Below are 16,066 nucleotides of genomic sequence, written 5' to 3'. Positions count from 1 at the left end.
AGGTACTGCAACGCTCCTGAGAGCTGTGATAACCCTGTGGGAGCGGGCGTGCCCGCGAAGAATTCAACGCTTGTTCAAGCCTTTCGCCAACCGGTCGCCACCCAGCTGTATCAGCGCCACCAAGGCCACCAGCATGGCAATCACGGTCAACATGATCTGGCTGTCGAAGCGCTGATACCCATACCGATAGGCAATATCCCCCAGCCCTCCCGCGCCAATCGCCCCAGCCATGGCGGACGAGTTGATCAGCGTCACCAAGGTAATGGTGAACCCGCCGACGATCCCCGGCAGCGCCTCGGGCAGCAGTACATGCCAGATGATGTGCCAGCGCCGGCAGCCCATGGCCTGCGCCGCCTCCACCAAGCCATGGTCGACCTCGCGCAGGCTCACCTCGGCGATCCGTGCGAAGAACGGCGTCGCGGCGATGGTCAGTGGCACCACGGCGGCCCACACACCGTAGGTGGTCCCCACCACCAGCCGGGTGAAGGGGATCAGCGCGACCATCAGGATCAGGAACGGAATCGAGCGGAACAGGTTGACGAAGCCTCCCAGCACGCGGTTCAGCAACGGGGCCTCAAAAATGCCGCCTTTGTCACTGGTGACCAGCAGCACCGCCATCGGCACCCCCACCAGCAGTGCAACCAGCGAGGACACACCCACCATCAGCAGAGTGTCGAGCAGGCCTTCAAGCAAACGATCAAACCACATGGCCCAGTACCTCCACGTCTTCGGCCCAACGGCGGGCGCGTTCGAGCAGTTGATGGGTGTCATGCGGCGAGCCCTGGATCGACAGGATCAGCTGCCCGAGCGCATGCTCGCCAATGGTTTCCACGCCACCTTGCAGCAGGCGCACGCGCCCGCCCAGTTCGGCGAACAGATCAGACAGCGCCGGCTCGCCCAGCAGCGTGAGTTTGAGTACCACCGCACTGTCACGGCCCACCGGGCTGGCCCGCAGGTTTGCCTGCAATGCCGCAGGCAGCTTGGTCTGCAGCGGCGCGAGAAGGGTGCGGGTGACCTCATGGCGTGGGCTGCCGAACACGCGCCAGACCTCGCCTTGTTCGACGACCGCGCCACGTTCCAGCACCACCACGCGCTGGCAGATATCACGGATCACGGCCATTTCGTGAGTGATCAGCACCACGGTCAGGCCCAGGCGCTGGTTGATGTCGCGCAGCAGCTCAAGGATTGAGGCTGTGGTCTCCGGGTCCAGCGCCGAGGTGGCTTCATCGCACAGCAGAATCTCGGGATCATGCACCAGCGCTCGGGCGATGCCGACCCGCTGCTTCTGGCCGCCGGACAACTGCGCCGGGTAAACGTGATGTTTGTCCTGCAAGCCCACCAGCTCCAGCAGCTCGCGGACCTTATGCTGACGCTCGGCCTTGGCCACGCCCGCCACCTTCAGCGGCAGTTCGACGTTCTGCCACACGGTCTTGGCCGACATCAGGTTGAAGTGCTGGAAGATCATGCCGATGCGCCGGCGCAGCGCCACCAGGCGGTCTTCATCGAACGGCGCGATGTCCACCTGGTCGATCAGCACGCGGCCCTGGCTCGGTTGCTCGAGGCGGTTGATGGTGCGCAGCAGCGACGACTTGCCCGCGCCACTGCGGCCGATGATGCCGAAGATCTCGCCGCGGCGGATGTTCAGGTCGATGCCGTGCAGCGCGGGTTGCGCCTGGCCAGGGTAGGTCTTGCCGAGCCCGATGAAGCGGACGTGGGCTTCGTTGACCTCCGGGCGCAGGGCCTGCTCCCGGGCCGTTGACGGCGATGGTTGTGCGGTAGGCGCCCTGAGCGCGTTGGCCTGGCTCATGTCAGCCTTCCCAACCGGCCTGGTACAGGTTGCCATGGGCCTTGTTCAGTGCCGAACGCACGGCAGGCGAGTGTTGGTAGATGTCGACGAACTTGGCCAGGCGCGGGTCGTCCTTGCTTTGCGGGCGGATGACGAACTGGATCACGTATTCCTTGTTCTCCAGGCCATCGAACAGCAGCGCCGAAGTGGCATCGAAACTGTTGGCCAGGCGGATGTAGGCCGGGTAGCCCTGCACCAGGTCGGCGTCGTCATAGGCGCGCACCAGTTGCACCGCTTCGACCTGCAGGATCTTTAGTTTCTTCGGGTTGGCGACGATGTCGTCTTCGGTGGCCTTGTAGCCGACACCCGGTTTGAGGGTGATCAAACCGGCCTTGGCCAGCAGCTGCAGGCCGCGGCCGCTGTTGATCGGGTCGTTGGCGATGGCCACGCTGGCGCCTTCGGGCAGTTCGGCGAAGCTTTTGTACTTCTTCGAGTACAGGCCGACGTTGTTGATGATGCCGGGGGCATAGGGCACCAGGTTGAAGCCGGCCGCAGCCTTGGCGTTCTCCAGGAAGGGGATGTGCTGGAAGTAGTTCACGTCGATGTCGCCGCTGTTGAGGCTGACATTCGGCGCGATCCAGTCGCTGAACTCGATCAGCTTCACTTCCAGACCTTGCTTGTGGGCTTCTTCCACTGCCGCCTCGAGGGGGATGGCGAAGGCGGCGGTGGTGCCGATTTTTAGCGGTTCGGCAGCGAAGGCGCTGGTGGACAGGCCGAGGGTAATGGCGATGGCCGCGACAGGCCGGAACAGTTTCTCAAGCATGGTGCAGGGCTCCAGTCGGGGCAGGGGTAGAGGTGTTGCGGTAGGTGGAACCCGGGTGGTCGGCAGGCAGGTGCGGGTGATCGCTGGCGAACAGCTTCTCGCGCAGGGTGCCGTCGGCATAGGCGGTCTTGTAGCGGCCACGTTGCTGCAGTTGCGGGACCACCAGTTCGATGAAGTCCTCGTAGCTTTCCGGGGTGACGGTGCGGGTCAGGTTGAAGCCGTCCAGCCCGGTTTCATCGATCCAGGCGATCAGCTGTTCGGCTACCTGATCGGGCGCGCCAACCAGGGTGACATAGCGGCCGCCGAGGGCGTGTTGCTCCAGCAGGCGGCGGCGGGTCCAGGCGTTTTCCTGCAGCTGGCGGGTGGCCGACTGGATGGCGTTGCCCTTGCTGGCGCCAATGGGTTCGTCCAGCCCATAGGTGGCGAAGTCGATGCCGGTAGAGGCGGCGAAGTGCGCCACGCCAGCTTCCGCGCTGGCATGTTGCAGGTACTCGGCATATTTGGCCTGGGCCTGCTGCTCGGTGGGTGCGACGATCACCGTGATGCCCATGAACACCTTCACCGCCTGCGGATCACGGCCGGCGGCTTGGGCAGCCGCACGAACCTTGTCGACCTGGGCGCGGGTGGCGGCCTTGTCCTGGCCGCTGATGAACACGCACTCGGCATGGTTGCCGGCGAAGGCCAGGCCGCGGGGCGAACTGCCCGCCTGAAAAAGAACGGGCGTGCGCTGTGGCGAGGGTTCGCACAGGTGGTAACCCTCGACGGTATAGAACTCGCCCTGATGGTGGACTTTGCGCACCTTGCCTGGCTCGGCGTACACCCGGCGTTGGCGGTCATTGACCACGGCGTCATCGGCCCAGCTGCCTTCCAGGAGCTTGTACAGCACCTGCAGGTATTCGTCGGCCTGGTCGTAGCGGCGGTCGTGCTCGGGTTGCTGCTCCAGGCCCATGGCACGGGCGGCGCTGTCGAGGTAACCGGTGACGATGTTCCAGCCGACCCGGCCGTTGCTCAGGTGGTCGAGGGTGGAAAGGCGTCGGGCGAACAGGTACGGCGCCTCGTAGGTGAGGTTGGCGGTGAGACCGAAACCCAGATGGCGGGTGACGGCGGCCATGGCCGAGACCAGCAGCAGCGGGTCGTTGACCGGCAGCTGGATAGACTCCTTCAGGGTCACGTCGACGGACTTGCCGTAGATGTCGTAGGTACCGACGATATCGGCGATGAACAGGCCATCGAACAGCCCCCTCTCCAGCAGGCGTGCCAGGTCGGTCCAGTATTCCAGGGTCTTGTATTGGGTCGAGGTATCCCGTGGGTGGGTCCACAGGCCATGGTTGATGTGCCCGATGCAGTTCATGTTGAAGGCATTGAGCAGGATCTGCTTGGCCATCAGATGGTCCCCCGGCGTGGTGGGTTTTCGTTGTTCAGGTAGTAGTTACCGATGGCGTGGTACTTCCAGCGCACCGGGTCGTGCAGGGTGTGCACGCGGGCGTTGCGCCAGTGGCGGTCGAGGTTGTGCTCGGCCAGGGTGGCCTGGCTGCCGGCCAGCTCGAACAGCGTGGTGCCAGCGGCGAGCGATACTTCCGTGCTGATCGCCCGTGCTTCGGCGACGGCGATGGAGGCTGCTGCCACGGTGGCGGCATTGCTGTCGGCCTGGGCGCGGTCGAGGTATTCGCCGGCGCGTTCGAGCAAGGCTTCAGCGGCGTGCAGGCGGATCACCAGGTGGCCGAAACTTTTCAGGGTCAGCGGGTCGTCGCTGGCCTTGTCCAGGCCGGAGTCGACCCAAGGCCGGCTGCGTGTGCGCACGAAGTGCAGGGCATCCTCCAGGGCGGCGCGGGCGATACCGGTGTCGATGGCTGCGTGGAGGATCTGCGCCAGCGGGCCAACCGGCGTCGGGCGCTCGAAGGCGCTCTGGAACGGCACCACGTCGTCGGCATCGACCCAGACGTTGTTGAACGTCACCGAACCGCTGCCGGTGGTGCGCTGGCCGAAGCCGCTCCAGTCGTCGATCACCTGCAGGCCCTGGCTGTCGGCGGGGACGAAGGCCAGTTGCTGGCGGCCTTGATCATCGATCACCGAAGTCGGGATGCGCTGGGCGTAGAGGGCGCCGGTGGCGTAGAACTTGCGGCCGTTGATGCGGTAGCCGACACCGTCGCGGGTCAGGCGGGTGGTGCGGTCGTGAGCGGTTTTCGTGCCCAGTTCGGCCAGGGCATTACCGAAGCGGCGGCCGGCCAGCACCTCGGCGTAAAGACGTTGCTGCTGCGCGGGGTTGCCGTTTACCCGTAGCACTTCCAGGGCATAGAAGTGGTTCTGCGGAATCTGCCCGAGCGAGGCGTCGGCCTGGGCGATCCGGGCAATGACCTGGGCCAGGGTGACGTTGGATACGCCCGCGCCGCCGAAGGCCTTGGGAACGCTGATGGCCCACAGGCCGGAGCGGGTGAACAGCTCCAGCTCGGCGTGGGGCAGGCGACGTTCGCGGTCGCGCAGGGCGCTGTCGCGTTTGAGTTGCTGGGCGATATGTTCGGCGGCAGCCAGGGCTTGGCTGTCACTGGTGATAACGGAAGTTGTCATGGTCGCCTCAGGTCAGATCCAGGAATGCCGCGCAGGCAGGGTGCCGTTGAGGTGGTAAGCGCCAACCGCGTGGTACTTCCAGCGCACCGGGTCGTGAAGGGTGTGCACGCGGGCATTGCGCCAATGCCGGTCGAGGTTGAACTCGGCCAGGCTCGCGCGGCTGCCCGCCAGCTCGAACAGCTTCTCGCTGGCTTGCAGCGCGATCTCGGTGGTCAGCACCTTGGCCTCGGCCACGGCGATCGACGCCCGCGCAGCAGCGGCTGCATCGATTGGCCCGGCATTGACTTCGTCGAGTACGCGCGCAGCCTTGCGTAGCAGCGCCTCGGCGGCGTGCAACTCAAGCTTCAGACGGCCGATGTCGGCAATCACGTAAGGGTCATCGCTGGCGCGCTCGACCTTGGCTTCGATCCAGGGGCGAGATTTTTCACGGACGAACGCGATCGCGTCGTCGATGGCTGCCTCGGCGATGCCGGCATCGATGGCCGCCTGGATCAGCTGCGAGGCTGCGCCCTGGATATTGGGAATGTCGCGCTGGCGCCAGTTGTCGATGACCAGCTCGGCATCGACCGGTACCTGGTCGAGCAGCACGGTACCGCTGGCGGTGGTGCGCTGGCCGAAGCCGGACCAGTCGTCGACGATGCGCAGCCCCGGGCTGCCACGGCGGACGAAGGCCAGGCGCTGGCGGCCTTCGTCGTCCAGTGCCTTGACGGCCACCCAATGGGCGAACAGCGCGCCGGTGGAATAGAACTTCTCCCCGCTGATGCGATAGCCGTCCCCGCTGCGGGTGATCCTTGCCTTGAGCGTCAGGGTGTCCTTGGTACCGCGCTCGGGGCCGGCGTTGCCGATGCGCCAGCCGTCCAGCACGCTGCGGAAGATCAGCGCCTGCTGGGCTTCGGTCGCGGTCAGGCGCAGCAGTTGCAGCATGCCGAACTGGTTCTGCGGGATCTGCCCCAGGGCCGGGTCGGCGGCGCTGATCAGGCGGAATACTTCGGCGACGGTTGCGAACGAAACGTCCGGGCCGCCGTAGGCCTTGGGTACGCTGATGCTGCCCAGGCCGCTGCGGGTGAACTGTTCGATTTCTGCCCACGGCAGCTTGCGTTGCTGGTCGCGGCGGGCGGCTTGCTCGCGGGCGCTCTCGGCCAGCTCACGGGCGGCTTGCAGGGCTTCGGCGTCGTTGCGTAACACCTTGGCCGGCAGCAGCAGGGGCGAGCTGTCGAGGTCGCTATGAAAGGGTGTATCTGGCTGGGTGGTCATCAGAACCGAACCTCACAAAAGTGGATGCGTCGCTTCAGCTGATGGCGACAAACATTTGCTGGTCCGGTGGTCCGGTTTATATACCCTAAGTGCTTATTAAAAGTTAATAAACTAACTTTTTGGAATATATATAGAAGAGAGGACTTTCAATGGGCGTGCCGGCGCCATCGCGGATAAATCCGCTCCTACAGGGCAGCTGTGCAGGAGCGGATTTATCCGCGATGAGGCCAGGGAGGATTTACTCGGAAGCAGCGGTACCGAGGAACTTGCGCAGGAACTGGCGGGTACGTTCTTCCTTCGGGCTGGCAAACAACGCCTTGGCCTCGCCCTGTTCCACGATCACGCCCTTGTCGAAGAAGATCACCCGGTTCGCCACATCCCGGGCAAAGCTCATCTCGTGGGTGACGATGATCATCGTGCGCTTCTCCTCGGCCAGGCCGCGGATGGTCGCCAGCACCTCGCCGACCAGCTCCGGGTCGAGTGCCGAGGTGGGTTCATCGAACAGGATCACTTCGGGTTCCATGGCCAGCGCGCGGGCGATCGCCACGCGTTGCTGCTGGCCGCCAGACAGGCGCCGTGGGTAGGCATCTTCCTTGCCCGCCAGGCCTACCTTGGCCAGCAGGCGTCGGCCGAGTTCGATGGCTTGTTCGCGGGGTGTCTTCTTGACGATCACCGGGCCCTCGATGACGTTTTCCAGGGCCGTGCGGTGGGGGAACAGGTTGAAGTTCTGGAACACGAAGCCCGCCTGCTGGCGCAAGCGGCGGATCGCACTCTGCTGGCCGCCGAGCGGGCGGTTGGCATCGATGCTGATGTCGCCGATCTGGATCTGCCCGGCATCCGGGGTTTCCAGCAGGTTGAGGCAACGCAGAAAGGTGGTCTTGCCCGAGCCGCTGGGGCCAATGATGGCCACCACTTCGCCGGGTTGCACGGTCAGGTCGATACCGTTGAGCACGGTCTGGCCCTTGAACTGCTTGGTCAGGCCTTTGACGACGATCATCTCATTGCTCCTGGTCGTGCTGGTTGACCCGCGCTTCCATGCGGTTCTGGAAGTGCGCGAGGATGCTGCAGAGGATCCAGTAGATCACTGCAACGGCCAGGTACATGGTGAAGACTTCGAACGTGCGCGCGGTAATCAGCTGGGCCTGGCGGAACAGCTCGGGCACCTGGATGGTCGCGGCCAGCGCGGTATCCTTGACCAGCGAAATGAAGCTGTTGCCCAAGGGTGGCAGCGCGGTGCGCAGTGCCTGGGGCAGGATCGCCCGGCGCATGGCCTGGGTGCGGGTCATGCCGATGCTGGCTGCGGCTTCCCATTGGCCGCGGTCGATCGAGGAGATCGCCGCACGCAGGATTTCGCAGATGTAGGCCGCCATGTTCAGTGACAGGCCGATCAGCGAGGCCGGGATCGGGTCGAGCTCGATGCCGATCTGCGGCATGCCGAAGTAGATCACGAACAGCTGCACCAGCAGCGGCGTGCCACGGAAGAACGACACATAGATGCGCGCCAGCCAGTTCAGCGGCAGGATCTTCGACAGGCGCATCAGCGCCAGGGCAAAGCCCAGCACCAGGCCGAAGAACATGCCGCCGACACTGAGCAGCACCGTATAACCCGCGCCCTTCAACAGGAAGGGCGTGGAGTCGGCAACGAGTTGCAGGCTTTCAGCGATCATTTGGTGACGTCAGCACCGAAGTATTTCTCGGACAGCTTGGCCAGCGTGCCGTCGGCCTTGAGCTTGTCGATGGCCTTGTTGATCGCGGCCAGCAGCTCAGGCTCACCCTTGCGCAGGGCCACGCCGCTTTCCAGGCGCGAGAAGGCGTCGCCGGCAAGTTCGGTGTCCTTGGCCTTCTGGGCGTATTCCAGCGCCGCCAGGCGGTCGATCAGGATGGCGTCGATGCGGCCGTTGCGCAGGTCGGCGAACTTGCTCGGGTCGTCTTCATAGGTGCGCACGTCAGCCTTCGGCACGTCCTGCTTCACCCATTGCTCGTAGTTGGTGCCCAGGCCGACACCGACTTTCTTGCCGGCCAGGTCCTGTGCGCTCTTGATGTTCAGCTGCTCGGCCTTCTTCTTCAGGATGAGCGCCTGGATGCCGGAGATGGTGTAGGGCTCGGAGAAGTCGTATTTCTTCTTGCGCTCTTCGGAGATGGTCACCTGGTTGACCACCACGTCCAGGCGCTTGGACTCCAGCGCGGCGAGGATGCCGTCCCATTTAGTCGGCTGGATCTTGGCTTTGACCCCCAGCTCCTTGGCCAGCAGCTCCGACAGCTCGACTTCGAAGCCAGTCAGCTTGCCGTTTTCATCCTGGAAGCTGAACGGCGGATAGGTGCCCTCCAGGCCGACGTTGATCACGCCTTTTTCCTGGATGGTCTTCAGTTGCTCGCCGGCGAAGGCCTGGCCGAGCAGGCCGGCACCCAGCAGGATAGCCAGGCTGGCGTTGAGAAGCGGTTTGGCGAATTTCGACATGTCAGACCCCGCGCTTGTTGTTGAAGTAGTGGGTGGCGACTATAGAGTTGGCTGCATAGGCCAGGAAATAATAAAAACTTATTTTGTTATTCCGTTTTTTGATCTGCGCCAGGTTTTGGCTGCTTTGAGGGTAGGCCAGGATACTGCCGCCGTCATCGCGGCTTATGCCCGACTTAGCGCAGGATGGAATAAAGCGTTGTTTTTTCCAAGAGCCGGATTTGCCGTAGAGTGGATTCCATAACGACAGATTGGCCACCTTGGGCAGGAGAACACCGTGAGCGAACAACCTTCAACTGGGCACTGGCAACTGCACAATATCGTCAGTGGCCTGCGCGGTGCCCGCGAGCAATGGCGCAGCCGCAATGGCCGCAGCAGTGGCGAGCAGGGCGGGCGAGAACTGCCGTCGCGCGAGGCCATGCGGCAGATTCTCGAGCAGCTGTGCGGGGCCCTGTTCCCGATGCGCCTGGGGCCGGTCGACCTGCGTGAAGAAAGCGAGGACTTCTACGTTGGCCATACCCTGGACGCGGCGCTGACGGCACTGCTGGCACAGGCGCGGCTGGAGTTGCGTTACGCGGCGCGCCAGAGCAAGGCGGAACTGGAGGGTATCGATGCCCATGCCCTGCACCTGATCCAGAGTTTCGCGGCGGCCTTGCCAGGCCTGCGCGTACTGCTCGATACCGATGTGCTGGCGGCCTATCACGGCGACCCCGCGGCGCGTAGCGTGGATGAAGTATTGCTGTGCTATCCGGGCATTCTGGCGATCATCCATCACCGTCTGGCTCACCATCTTTATCAAGCGGGCTTGCCGTTGCTGGCGCGGATCAGTTCGGAGCTGGCGCATTCGGCAACCGGCATCGACATCCACCCAGGTGCGCAGATCGGCCAGAGCTTCTTCATCGACCACGGTACCGGCGTGGTGATTGGTGAAACCGCGATCATCGGTGAGCGGGTGCGCATCTATCAGGCCGTGACCCTGGGCGCCAAGCGCTTCCCGAGTGATGAGTCGGGTACTTTGCACAAGGGCCTGGCGCGCCACCCGATCGTCGAGGACGACGTGGTGATCTATGCCGGAGCGACGATCCTGGGGCGGATTACCATCGGCAAGGGTTCGACCATTGGTGGCAACGTCTGGCTGACCCGCAGCGTGCCGGCCGAAAGCAACATCACCCAGGCCAACCTGCAGCTGGATTGCCAGGACAAGAATTGAGTTACAAGGGGCGCCAATCGGCGCCCCGGTTCGCATTGAAAGCCGATCCATGGTTAACTTGAACGCTTGTTCAATGAAAAACGCTGGTCCGCTGCCGGTGTTCAACAGGAGGATTCCTTTGCTGAACCCGTTCATTCCGAACCTCACGTCGATCGACGAGGTGCCTGTTTCATGAGTGCACCGTCCCCATCCCTTGCCAATGGCAAGATCCGCATGAACCCGCCGGTGTTCTACTTCGCGGCAAGTTTCATTCTCTTGTTCGGCCTGGTGGTCATCGCCTTTCCGCAGGCTGCCGGTGAGTGGCTGCTGGCGGCGCAGAACTGGGCGGCCAACACGGTCGGCTGGTACTACATGCTGGCCATGACCCTGTATCTGGTGTTCGTGGTGGTCACTGCCTTGTCTGGCTACGGCAAGATCAAGCTGGGTGCCGACCATGACGAACCCGAGTTCAGTTACCTGTCATGGGCCGGCATGCTGTTCGCCGCCGGTATCAGCATTACGCTGTTCTTCTTCTGCGTGTCCGAACCGCTGACTCACATGCTCACCCCGCCCGTGGGCGAAGGGGGCACGGCCGAGGCCGGGCGCCAGGCAATGGAGATTCTGTTCTTGCACTGGGGCCTGCATGGCTGGGGCGTATTCGCCTTCGTCGGCATGGCGCTGGCCTATTTCGCCTACCGGCACAATCTGCCGCTGGCCTTGCGTTCGGCGCTGTATCCGCTGATCGGCAAGCGCATCAATGGCCCGATCGGCTATGCCGTGGACGGCTTTGGCATCATCGCCACGGTGTTCGGCCTGGGCGCTGACATGGGCTTTGGTGTGCTGCACCTGAACGCGGGCCTCGACTACCTGTTCGGCATCAGCCATAGCCAGTGGGTGCAGGTGATCCTCATCGCGCTGATGATGGGCGCCGCCGTGGCGGTGGCCGTAGCGGGGGTGGAGAAAGGCGTGCGGGTGATGAGCGACATCAACCTGTTCCTGGCCTGTGCGCTGTTGCTGTTCGTGCTGTTCGCCGGGCCTACCCAGCACCTGTTCAATACCCTGATCCAGAACCTTGGCGATTACCTCGGCGCCTTGCCGCGAAAGAGCTTCGACGTGTACGCCTACGGTGAGCAACGCGACTGGCTAGGTGGCTGGACGGTGTTCTACTGGGCCTGGTGGATTGCCTGGGCGCCGTTCGTGGGGCTGTTCATCGCGCGCATTTCGCGTGGCCGCACCATCCGCGAGTTCGTTTTCGGCGTGTTGCTGATTCCGCTGGGCTTCACCCTGGCGTGGATGTCGATCTTCGGCAACAGCGCGCTGGATCAGGTGATCAACCATGGCATGACCGCGCTTGGCCAGTCGGCGTTGGACAACCCGTCGATGAGCCTTTACCTGCTGCTGGAGACCTACCCGTGGAGCAAGACGGTGATCGCCGTGACGGTGTTCATCAGCTTCGTGTTCTTCGTCACCTCGGCCGACTCTGGCACCGTGGTGCTGTCGACCCTGTCCGCCAAGGGTGGCGACGCTGATGAAGACGGGCCGAACTGGCTGCGGATTTTCTGGGGCGCAATGACGGCGCTGATCACCAGCGGCCTGCTGTTCGCCGGCAGCATCGACTCGCTGAAATCGGCGGTGGTGCTGACCTCTCTGCCGTTCTCGCTGATCCTGCTGTGCATGATGTGGGGGCTGCACAAGGCCTTCTACCTGGAGAGCCAGCGGCAGATCGCGCAGATGCACTCGCTGGCACCGTTCGCCCAGTCACGCCGTGGCCGTGGTGGCTGGCGCCAGCGCCTGAGCCAGGCCGTGCACTTCCCGTCGCGCGATGAGGTGTACCGCTTCATGGACGATGTGGTACGCCCGGCGATTGCCGATGTGCGCGAGGTGTTCGAGCAGAAGGGGTTGGTGTTGGTGACCCAGGACGACCCGAGCCATGACAATGTCAGCCTCAAGGTTGGCCATGGCGAGGAGCAGCCGTTCATCTACCAGGTGCAGATGCGTGGCTACTTCACGCCGTCGTTCGCGCTGGGCGGGCTGGGTACCCAGGAGTTGAAGAACCGACGCTACTACCGGGCCGAGGTGCACCTGAGCGAAGGCAGCCAGAACTACGACCTGGTGGGCTACAGCAAGGAGCAGATCATCAACGACATCCTTGACCAGTACGAACGGCACATGCAGTTCTTGCATCTGGTCCGCTAACAACCTGTTCCGGCTTCTTCGCGGGGCAAGCCCGCTCCTACAGGGAATCGCATTGCCCTTGTAGGAGCGGGCTTGTCCCGCGAAGAGGCCCGCGCAGGAAACCTCAAAACGGTGCATCCCCCAGGATGGTCGCCCGGTGCATCACGCGCCGATTGGGCCGATAGTCATCCACCGCAAAATGCTGGGTCACGCGGTTGTCCCAGAACGCTACGTCATTCTCCTGCCAACGCCAGCGAATGCTGAACTCCGGCCGTGTCGCATGGGCGAACAGCAGCTTGAGCAGCGCCTCGCTTTCCTGCTCGCTCAGCTCATTGATGCGCGTGGTGAACCCTTCATTGACGAACAACGCCTTGCGCCCGCTCACCGGATGCGTGCGCACCACCGGGTGCGACAGCGGCGGGTTGTTGCGCCGGGTCGCTTCCCAGCGTGCCAGGTCTTCGGCCGTGGTGCCAAAGCGCTCGAGCGGGAACGACTTGGTGAAATCGTGGGTGGCGGTCAGGCCATCAAGCATGTCGCGCAGCGGCGCCGACAAGGCTTCGAATGCCGCGATGCCGCTGGCCCACAAGGTGTCGCCGCCATAGGCCGGCAACTGCTTGGCGCTAAGCACTGCGCCCAGTGCAGGGGTCGGCAGGAAGGTCACGTCGGTGTGCCACACGGCGTTGTCGCGCACGTCGGTGACCGCTGTGTCGAGGACCAGCACCTGCGGCGTTTCTGGCACGTTGGGGTAGATCGGGTGGATGTGCAGGTCGCCGAAACGGGCGGCGAAACGCGCCTGCTGCTCCGGGTTGATCGGCTGGTCGCGGAAGAACAGCACCTGGTGCTGCAGCAGCGCCTGCTCGATGGCGTCGCGCTGCTCGGCGGTGATGTCGCGGCTGATGTCCACGCCGCTGATCTGTGCGCCGAGCGCCGGGCTGAGGGGGGTGATGGTCAGGCTCATGTCGGTCTCTTCAATCAGGCGCCAGGCTGCTGGCGTGGTCAGTAATCAGTGGCTCTGGCCGTGCCAGGGCACCAGCTTGCGTTGCAGGGCGCGCAGGCCCATCTCCAGGGCGAAGGCGATCAGGGCAATCAGCAGGATGCCCAGCACCACGACATCGGTAACCAGGAACTGCGCCGCCGACTGCACCATGAAGCCCAGGCCGCTGGTGGCGGCGATCAGTTCGGCGGCGACCAGGGTCGACCAGCCGACGCCCAGGCCAATGCGCACGCCGGTCAGGATGTCGGGCAGGGCACTGGGCAGGATCACGTGGCGGATCAGCTGCGCCTTACTTGCACCCAGCGACTGCGCCGCGCGCAACTTGGCCGGGTCGACGGTGCGCACGCCGGTGGCGGTGGCGATGGCGATCGGGGCGAAGATCGCCAGGTAGATCAGCAGCACCTTGGACAGCTCGCCAATGCCGCACCAGATGACGATCAGTGGCAGGTAGGCCAGCGGCGGGATCGGCCGGTAGAACTCGATCAGCGGGTCGAGGATGCCGCGGGCCACGCGGTTGTAGCCGATGGCGATACCGACCGGGATGGCGGTCAGGGTCGCTGCGGCCAGGGCCAGGCCGATGCGGCCGAGGCTGGCGCCCAGGTGCTGCCACAGGCTGGCGTCCATGTAACCTTGGGTGAGCAGGATCCAGGCCTTGGCCAGGATATCGCCGGGCGAGGGCAGGAACAGCGGCTCGATCCAGCCGGCAGCCGTTACCAGCCACCAGGCGAGCAGCAGGCTAGCCAGGGTCAGGGTGCTGATCCAGCGGGTAGACAAGGGGCGGCGGGCCTGAGGGGCGGGCCGGGCTTGGTTGTCGCGTTTGCCGGCAACCGGCAGATCCAGGCTGCTCATGCGTGCTCCTGCAGGCTTTGGCGTTGGGAGAATACGCGGGCCAGCACATGCTCGCGGGTTTCGATGAAGCGTGGGTCGGACTTGATCGCCCGGGCCGACTCGCCCGCCGCGTAGCGCTGGCCGAAGTCCAGCTGCAGGCGCTCGACCACGCGGCCGGGATTGGGCGCCAGCAGCACCAGCTCGCTGGCCAGGAACACCGCTTCCTCGATGTCGTGGGTAATCAGGAACACCGGTTTGGCGGTGCGTTGCCAGACCTGCAGCAACAGCTCCTGCATCTGTTCACGGGTGAAGGCGTCGAGGGCGCCGAACGGTTCGTCCATCAACAACACCCGCGGGTCGGCAGCCAGCGCTCGGGCCAGGCCAACGCGCTGCTTCTGGCCACCGGACAGTTGCCAGATGCGCCGCTCGCCGAAGCCGTCGAGGTCAACCAGTGCCAGCATCTCCCGGGCCTTGGCCTCACGCTGGGCGCGGGGCACGCCGGCCAGCTCCAGGCCGAAGGCAACGTTGCCCAGCACGTTCTGCCATGGCAGCAATGCATCATCCTGGAATACCACGCCGCGCTCGGCACCGGGGCCTTGCACCGGCACGCTGTCGAGGGTGATGCGCCCGGCGCTTGGTGCGACGAAGCCGGCGATCAGGTTCAGCAGCGAGGTCTTGCCGCTGCCGGATGGCCCCAGAGCCACCAGCAGCTGGCGTGGCCCAAGGCTCAGGTTGATGTCGGCCAGCACCGGGGCGGTGGCGCCAGGGTACTGTGCGCTGATGCGCTCCAGTTCGAGCAAGGCCATGACAGGCTCCGAATCAGTTTGGAAGGAATTTGTCGCTGACGTAGGGCGAGTAGTCCGGCAGCACCGCGTCGACCTTGCCTTGTTGCTTGAGGAAGGTGGCCGTGTCGGTCAGCGCCTGGGTGGTGGGTGCGCCCAGCTCCTTGGCCTGGTCGGCGGCCAGCGGGTAGACGTTGCCCTGCAGCAGTACCGGGATATCAGCCGGTTTGGCGCCGGACAGCTTGGCCAGCTTGGCCACATTGTCCTGGTTGGCCAGCCAGGCTTTTGGGTCCTTGCGGTAGTCGGCGTAGGCGTCGAGGGTGACCTTGGCGAAGGCCTTGACCACCTCCGGGTGCTTGGCGGCGAAGTCCTTGCGCACGATCCAGGCATCGAACGTCGGTGCGCCTTTTTCGGCCAGCTCGCCCGAGGTGATCAGCACCTTGCCGTTTTCCTTGGCCACGCCCAGAGCCGGGTCCCACACGTAGGTGGCATCGATGTCGCCGCGCTTCCAGGCTGCGATGATCGCCGGCGGTGCGAGGTTGAGGATCTGTACCTTGGACGGGTCGATGTTCCAGCTTTTCAGCGCGGCCAGCAGGCTGTAGTGGCCGGTGGAAACGAACGGCACGGCGACTTTCTTGCCGATCAGGTCCTGCGGGGTCTTGATGTTGTCGCGAGCGACCAGTGCCTCGCCAGCACCGATCTGGGTGGCGATGAGGAAGGTCTCGACCGGCAGCTTGCGGGTGGCGGCAGCAGCCAGCGGGCTGGAACCGAGGTAGCCGATCTGCACGTCGCCGCTGGCCACGGCGGTGATAACGTCCGCGCCGTTATCGAACTTGCGCCAGTCGATGCTGGTCTTGCTGGCCTTTTCATAGTTGCCATCGACCTGGGCCACCTTGGCCGGGTCGACGGTAGTCTGGTAGGCAACGGTGAGGTCGGCAGCCTGGGCCAACCAGCTGGTGCTGGCGAGGGTCAGGGCAGCGAACAGGCGCAGCGGAGCATGCGGGATCATGGTGAACCTCTCGTCAGGCAATAAGGGTCTTGGATGGCGAGAAGACTAGATGATCTAAGAATTGGAAAATAAATAACTTTTTAGAATTAGCTTAGGAGCCAAACGCTTTAACCCTGGCCAGTGCCGGAAAAGGCGGCTGGCGCAAGCGTGATCTGCTGCTAGTCTTTTTTCCCTTTGAAAGGGCGGGTGATCGGCTGCTGGTCGGC

At 64.2% G+C, this 16,066-nt stretch carries 16 protein-coding genes; 2 read left to right on the top strand and 14 right to left on the bottom strand.

What is annotated here, in order from left to right:
• Window positions 1-63: 63 nt before the first annotated feature.
• The 10 genes from APH28_RS03090 to APH28_RS28560 all read right to left on the bottom strand — a co-directional run bounded on the left by APH28_RS03090 (window position 64) and on the right by APH28_RS28560 (window position 9,142).
• A complete protein-coding gene (locus tag APH28_RS03090) occupies window positions 64-708 on the bottom strand; it encodes a methionine ABC transporter permease (RefSeq protein ID WP_060507581.1) in 645 nt (214 codons plus the stop codon).
• The gene (locus APH28_RS03085; RefSeq protein ID WP_060507580.1) at window positions 698-1,807 is read right to left on the bottom strand and encodes a methionine ABC transporter ATP-binding protein; all 1,110 of its coding nucleotides are present in this window, start codon (window positions 1,805-1,807) and stop codon (window positions 698-700) included. The genes APH28_RS03090 and APH28_RS03085 overlap by 11 nt, the downstream gene beginning before the upstream one ends.
• 1 nt (window position 1,808) lies before the next feature.
• Window positions 1,809-2,609, bottom strand: a complete 801-nt coding sequence (locus tag APH28_RS03080; RefSeq protein WP_060507579.1) for a MetQ/NlpA family ABC transporter substrate-binding protein — start codon at window positions 2,607-2,609, stop codon at window positions 1,809-1,811.
• Complete coding sequence (locus APH28_RS03075; RefSeq protein WP_060507578.1) at window positions 2,602-3,993, bottom strand: LLM class flavin-dependent oxidoreductase; 1,392 nt, start codon at window positions 3,991-3,993, stop codon at window positions 2,602-2,604. Before APH28_RS03075 ends, APH28_RS03080 begins: the two co-directional genes overlap by 8 nt.
• Window positions 3,993-5,174: an SfnB family sulfur acquisition oxidoreductase gene (locus tag APH28_RS03070; protein ID WP_060507577.1), complete on the bottom strand. Its 1,182-nt coding sequence runs from the start codon at window positions 5,172-5,174 to the stop codon at window positions 3,993-3,995. The genes APH28_RS03075 and APH28_RS03070 overlap by 1 nt, the downstream gene beginning before the upstream one ends.
• A gap of 12 nt (window positions 5,175-5,186) precedes the next feature.
• On the bottom strand, window positions 5,187-6,428 hold the full coding sequence (locus tag APH28_RS03065; RefSeq protein ID WP_060507576.1) for an SfnB family sulfur acquisition oxidoreductase: 1,242 nt from the start codon (window positions 6,426-6,428) through the stop codon (window positions 5,187-5,189).
• A gap of 238 nt (window positions 6,429-6,666) precedes the next feature.
• Complete coding sequence (gene tcyN, locus APH28_RS03060; RefSeq protein WP_060507575.1) at window positions 6,667-7,425, bottom strand: L-cystine ABC transporter ATP-binding protein TcyN; 759 nt, start codon at window positions 7,423-7,425, stop codon at window positions 6,667-6,669.
• A 1-nt stretch (window position 7,426) separates the two neighbouring features.
• Window positions 7,427-8,095 (bottom strand): cystine ABC transporter permease, encoded by a 669-nt coding sequence (tcyL, locus tag APH28_RS03055; RefSeq protein ID WP_060507574.1) that lies wholly within the window; start codon window positions 8,093-8,095, stop codon window positions 7,427-7,429.
• Window positions 8,092-8,886 carry a cystine ABC transporter substrate-binding protein gene (gene tcyJ, locus APH28_RS03050; RefSeq protein ID WP_060507573.1) on the bottom strand — a complete coding sequence of 265 codons (795 nt, stop codon included), beginning with the start codon at window positions 8,884-8,886 and terminating at the stop codon, window positions 8,092-8,094. The genes tcyL and tcyJ overlap by 4 nt, the downstream gene beginning before the upstream one ends.
• Before the next feature lies 1 nt (window position 8,887).
• Window positions 8,888-9,142 carry a hypothetical protein gene (locus APH28_RS28560; protein WP_156340863.1) on the bottom strand — a complete coding sequence of 85 codons (255 nt, stop codon included), beginning with the start codon at window positions 9,140-9,142 and terminating at the stop codon, window positions 8,888-8,890.
• Window positions 9,143-9,160: 18 nt separating this feature from the next.
• On the opposite strand from APH28_RS28560, the gene epsC reads away from it, so the two are divergent.
• Both epsC and betT read left to right on the top strand, forming a co-directional pair.
• Entirely contained in the window at window positions 9,161-10,093 is a 933-nt protein-coding gene (epsC, locus tag APH28_RS03045) for a serine O-acetyltransferase EpsC (protein ID WP_060507572.1), read from the top strand.
• Between the two features lie 213 nt (window positions 10,094-10,306).
• The gene (gene betT, locus APH28_RS03040) at window positions 10,307-12,268 is read left to right on the top strand and encodes a choline transporter BetT (RefSeq protein WP_177334214.1); all 1,962 of its coding nucleotides are present in this window, start codon (window positions 10,307-10,309) and stop codon (window positions 12,266-12,268) included.
• A 103-nt stretch (window positions 12,269-12,371) separates the two neighbouring features.
• Here the strand turns inward: betT and tauD are convergent, their stop codons facing one another.
• From tauD to tauA, 4 genes are read right to left on the bottom strand one after another with little or no spacing between them, the layout of a single operon-like run.
• Window positions 12,372-13,205, bottom strand: a complete 834-nt coding sequence (gene tauD, locus APH28_RS03035) for a taurine dioxygenase (RefSeq protein ID WP_060507570.1) — start codon at window positions 13,203-13,205, stop codon at window positions 12,372-12,374.
• Between the two features lie 45 nt (window positions 13,206-13,250).
• Window positions 13,251-14,090, bottom strand: coding sequence for a taurine ABC transporter permease TauC (tauC, locus tag APH28_RS03030; protein WP_060507569.1), 840 nt, complete (start codon window positions 14,088-14,090; stop codon window positions 13,251-13,253).
• Window positions 14,087-14,875: a taurine ABC transporter ATP-binding subunit gene (tauB, locus tag APH28_RS03025; RefSeq protein WP_060507568.1), complete on the bottom strand. Its 789-nt coding sequence runs from the start codon at window positions 14,873-14,875 to the stop codon at window positions 14,087-14,089. The genes tauC and tauB overlap by 4 nt, the downstream gene beginning before the upstream one ends.
• Before the next feature lie 13 nt (window positions 14,876-14,888).
• Complete coding sequence (tauA, locus tag APH28_RS03020) at window positions 14,889-15,860, bottom strand: taurine ABC transporter substrate-binding protein (protein ID WP_060507567.1); 972 nt, start codon at window positions 15,858-15,860, stop codon at window positions 14,889-14,891.
• Between the last annotated feature and the right edge of the window lie 206 nt (window positions 15,861-16,066).

Origin of the sequence: Pseudomonas sp. NBRC 111124 (genome assembly GCF_001320245.1) — a bacterium.
Taxonomy (GTDB): domain Bacteria; phylum Pseudomonadota; class Gammaproteobacteria; order Pseudomonadales; family Pseudomonadaceae; genus Aquipseudomonas.
This window is presented reverse-complemented; position numbering and strand designations above follow the sequence as displayed.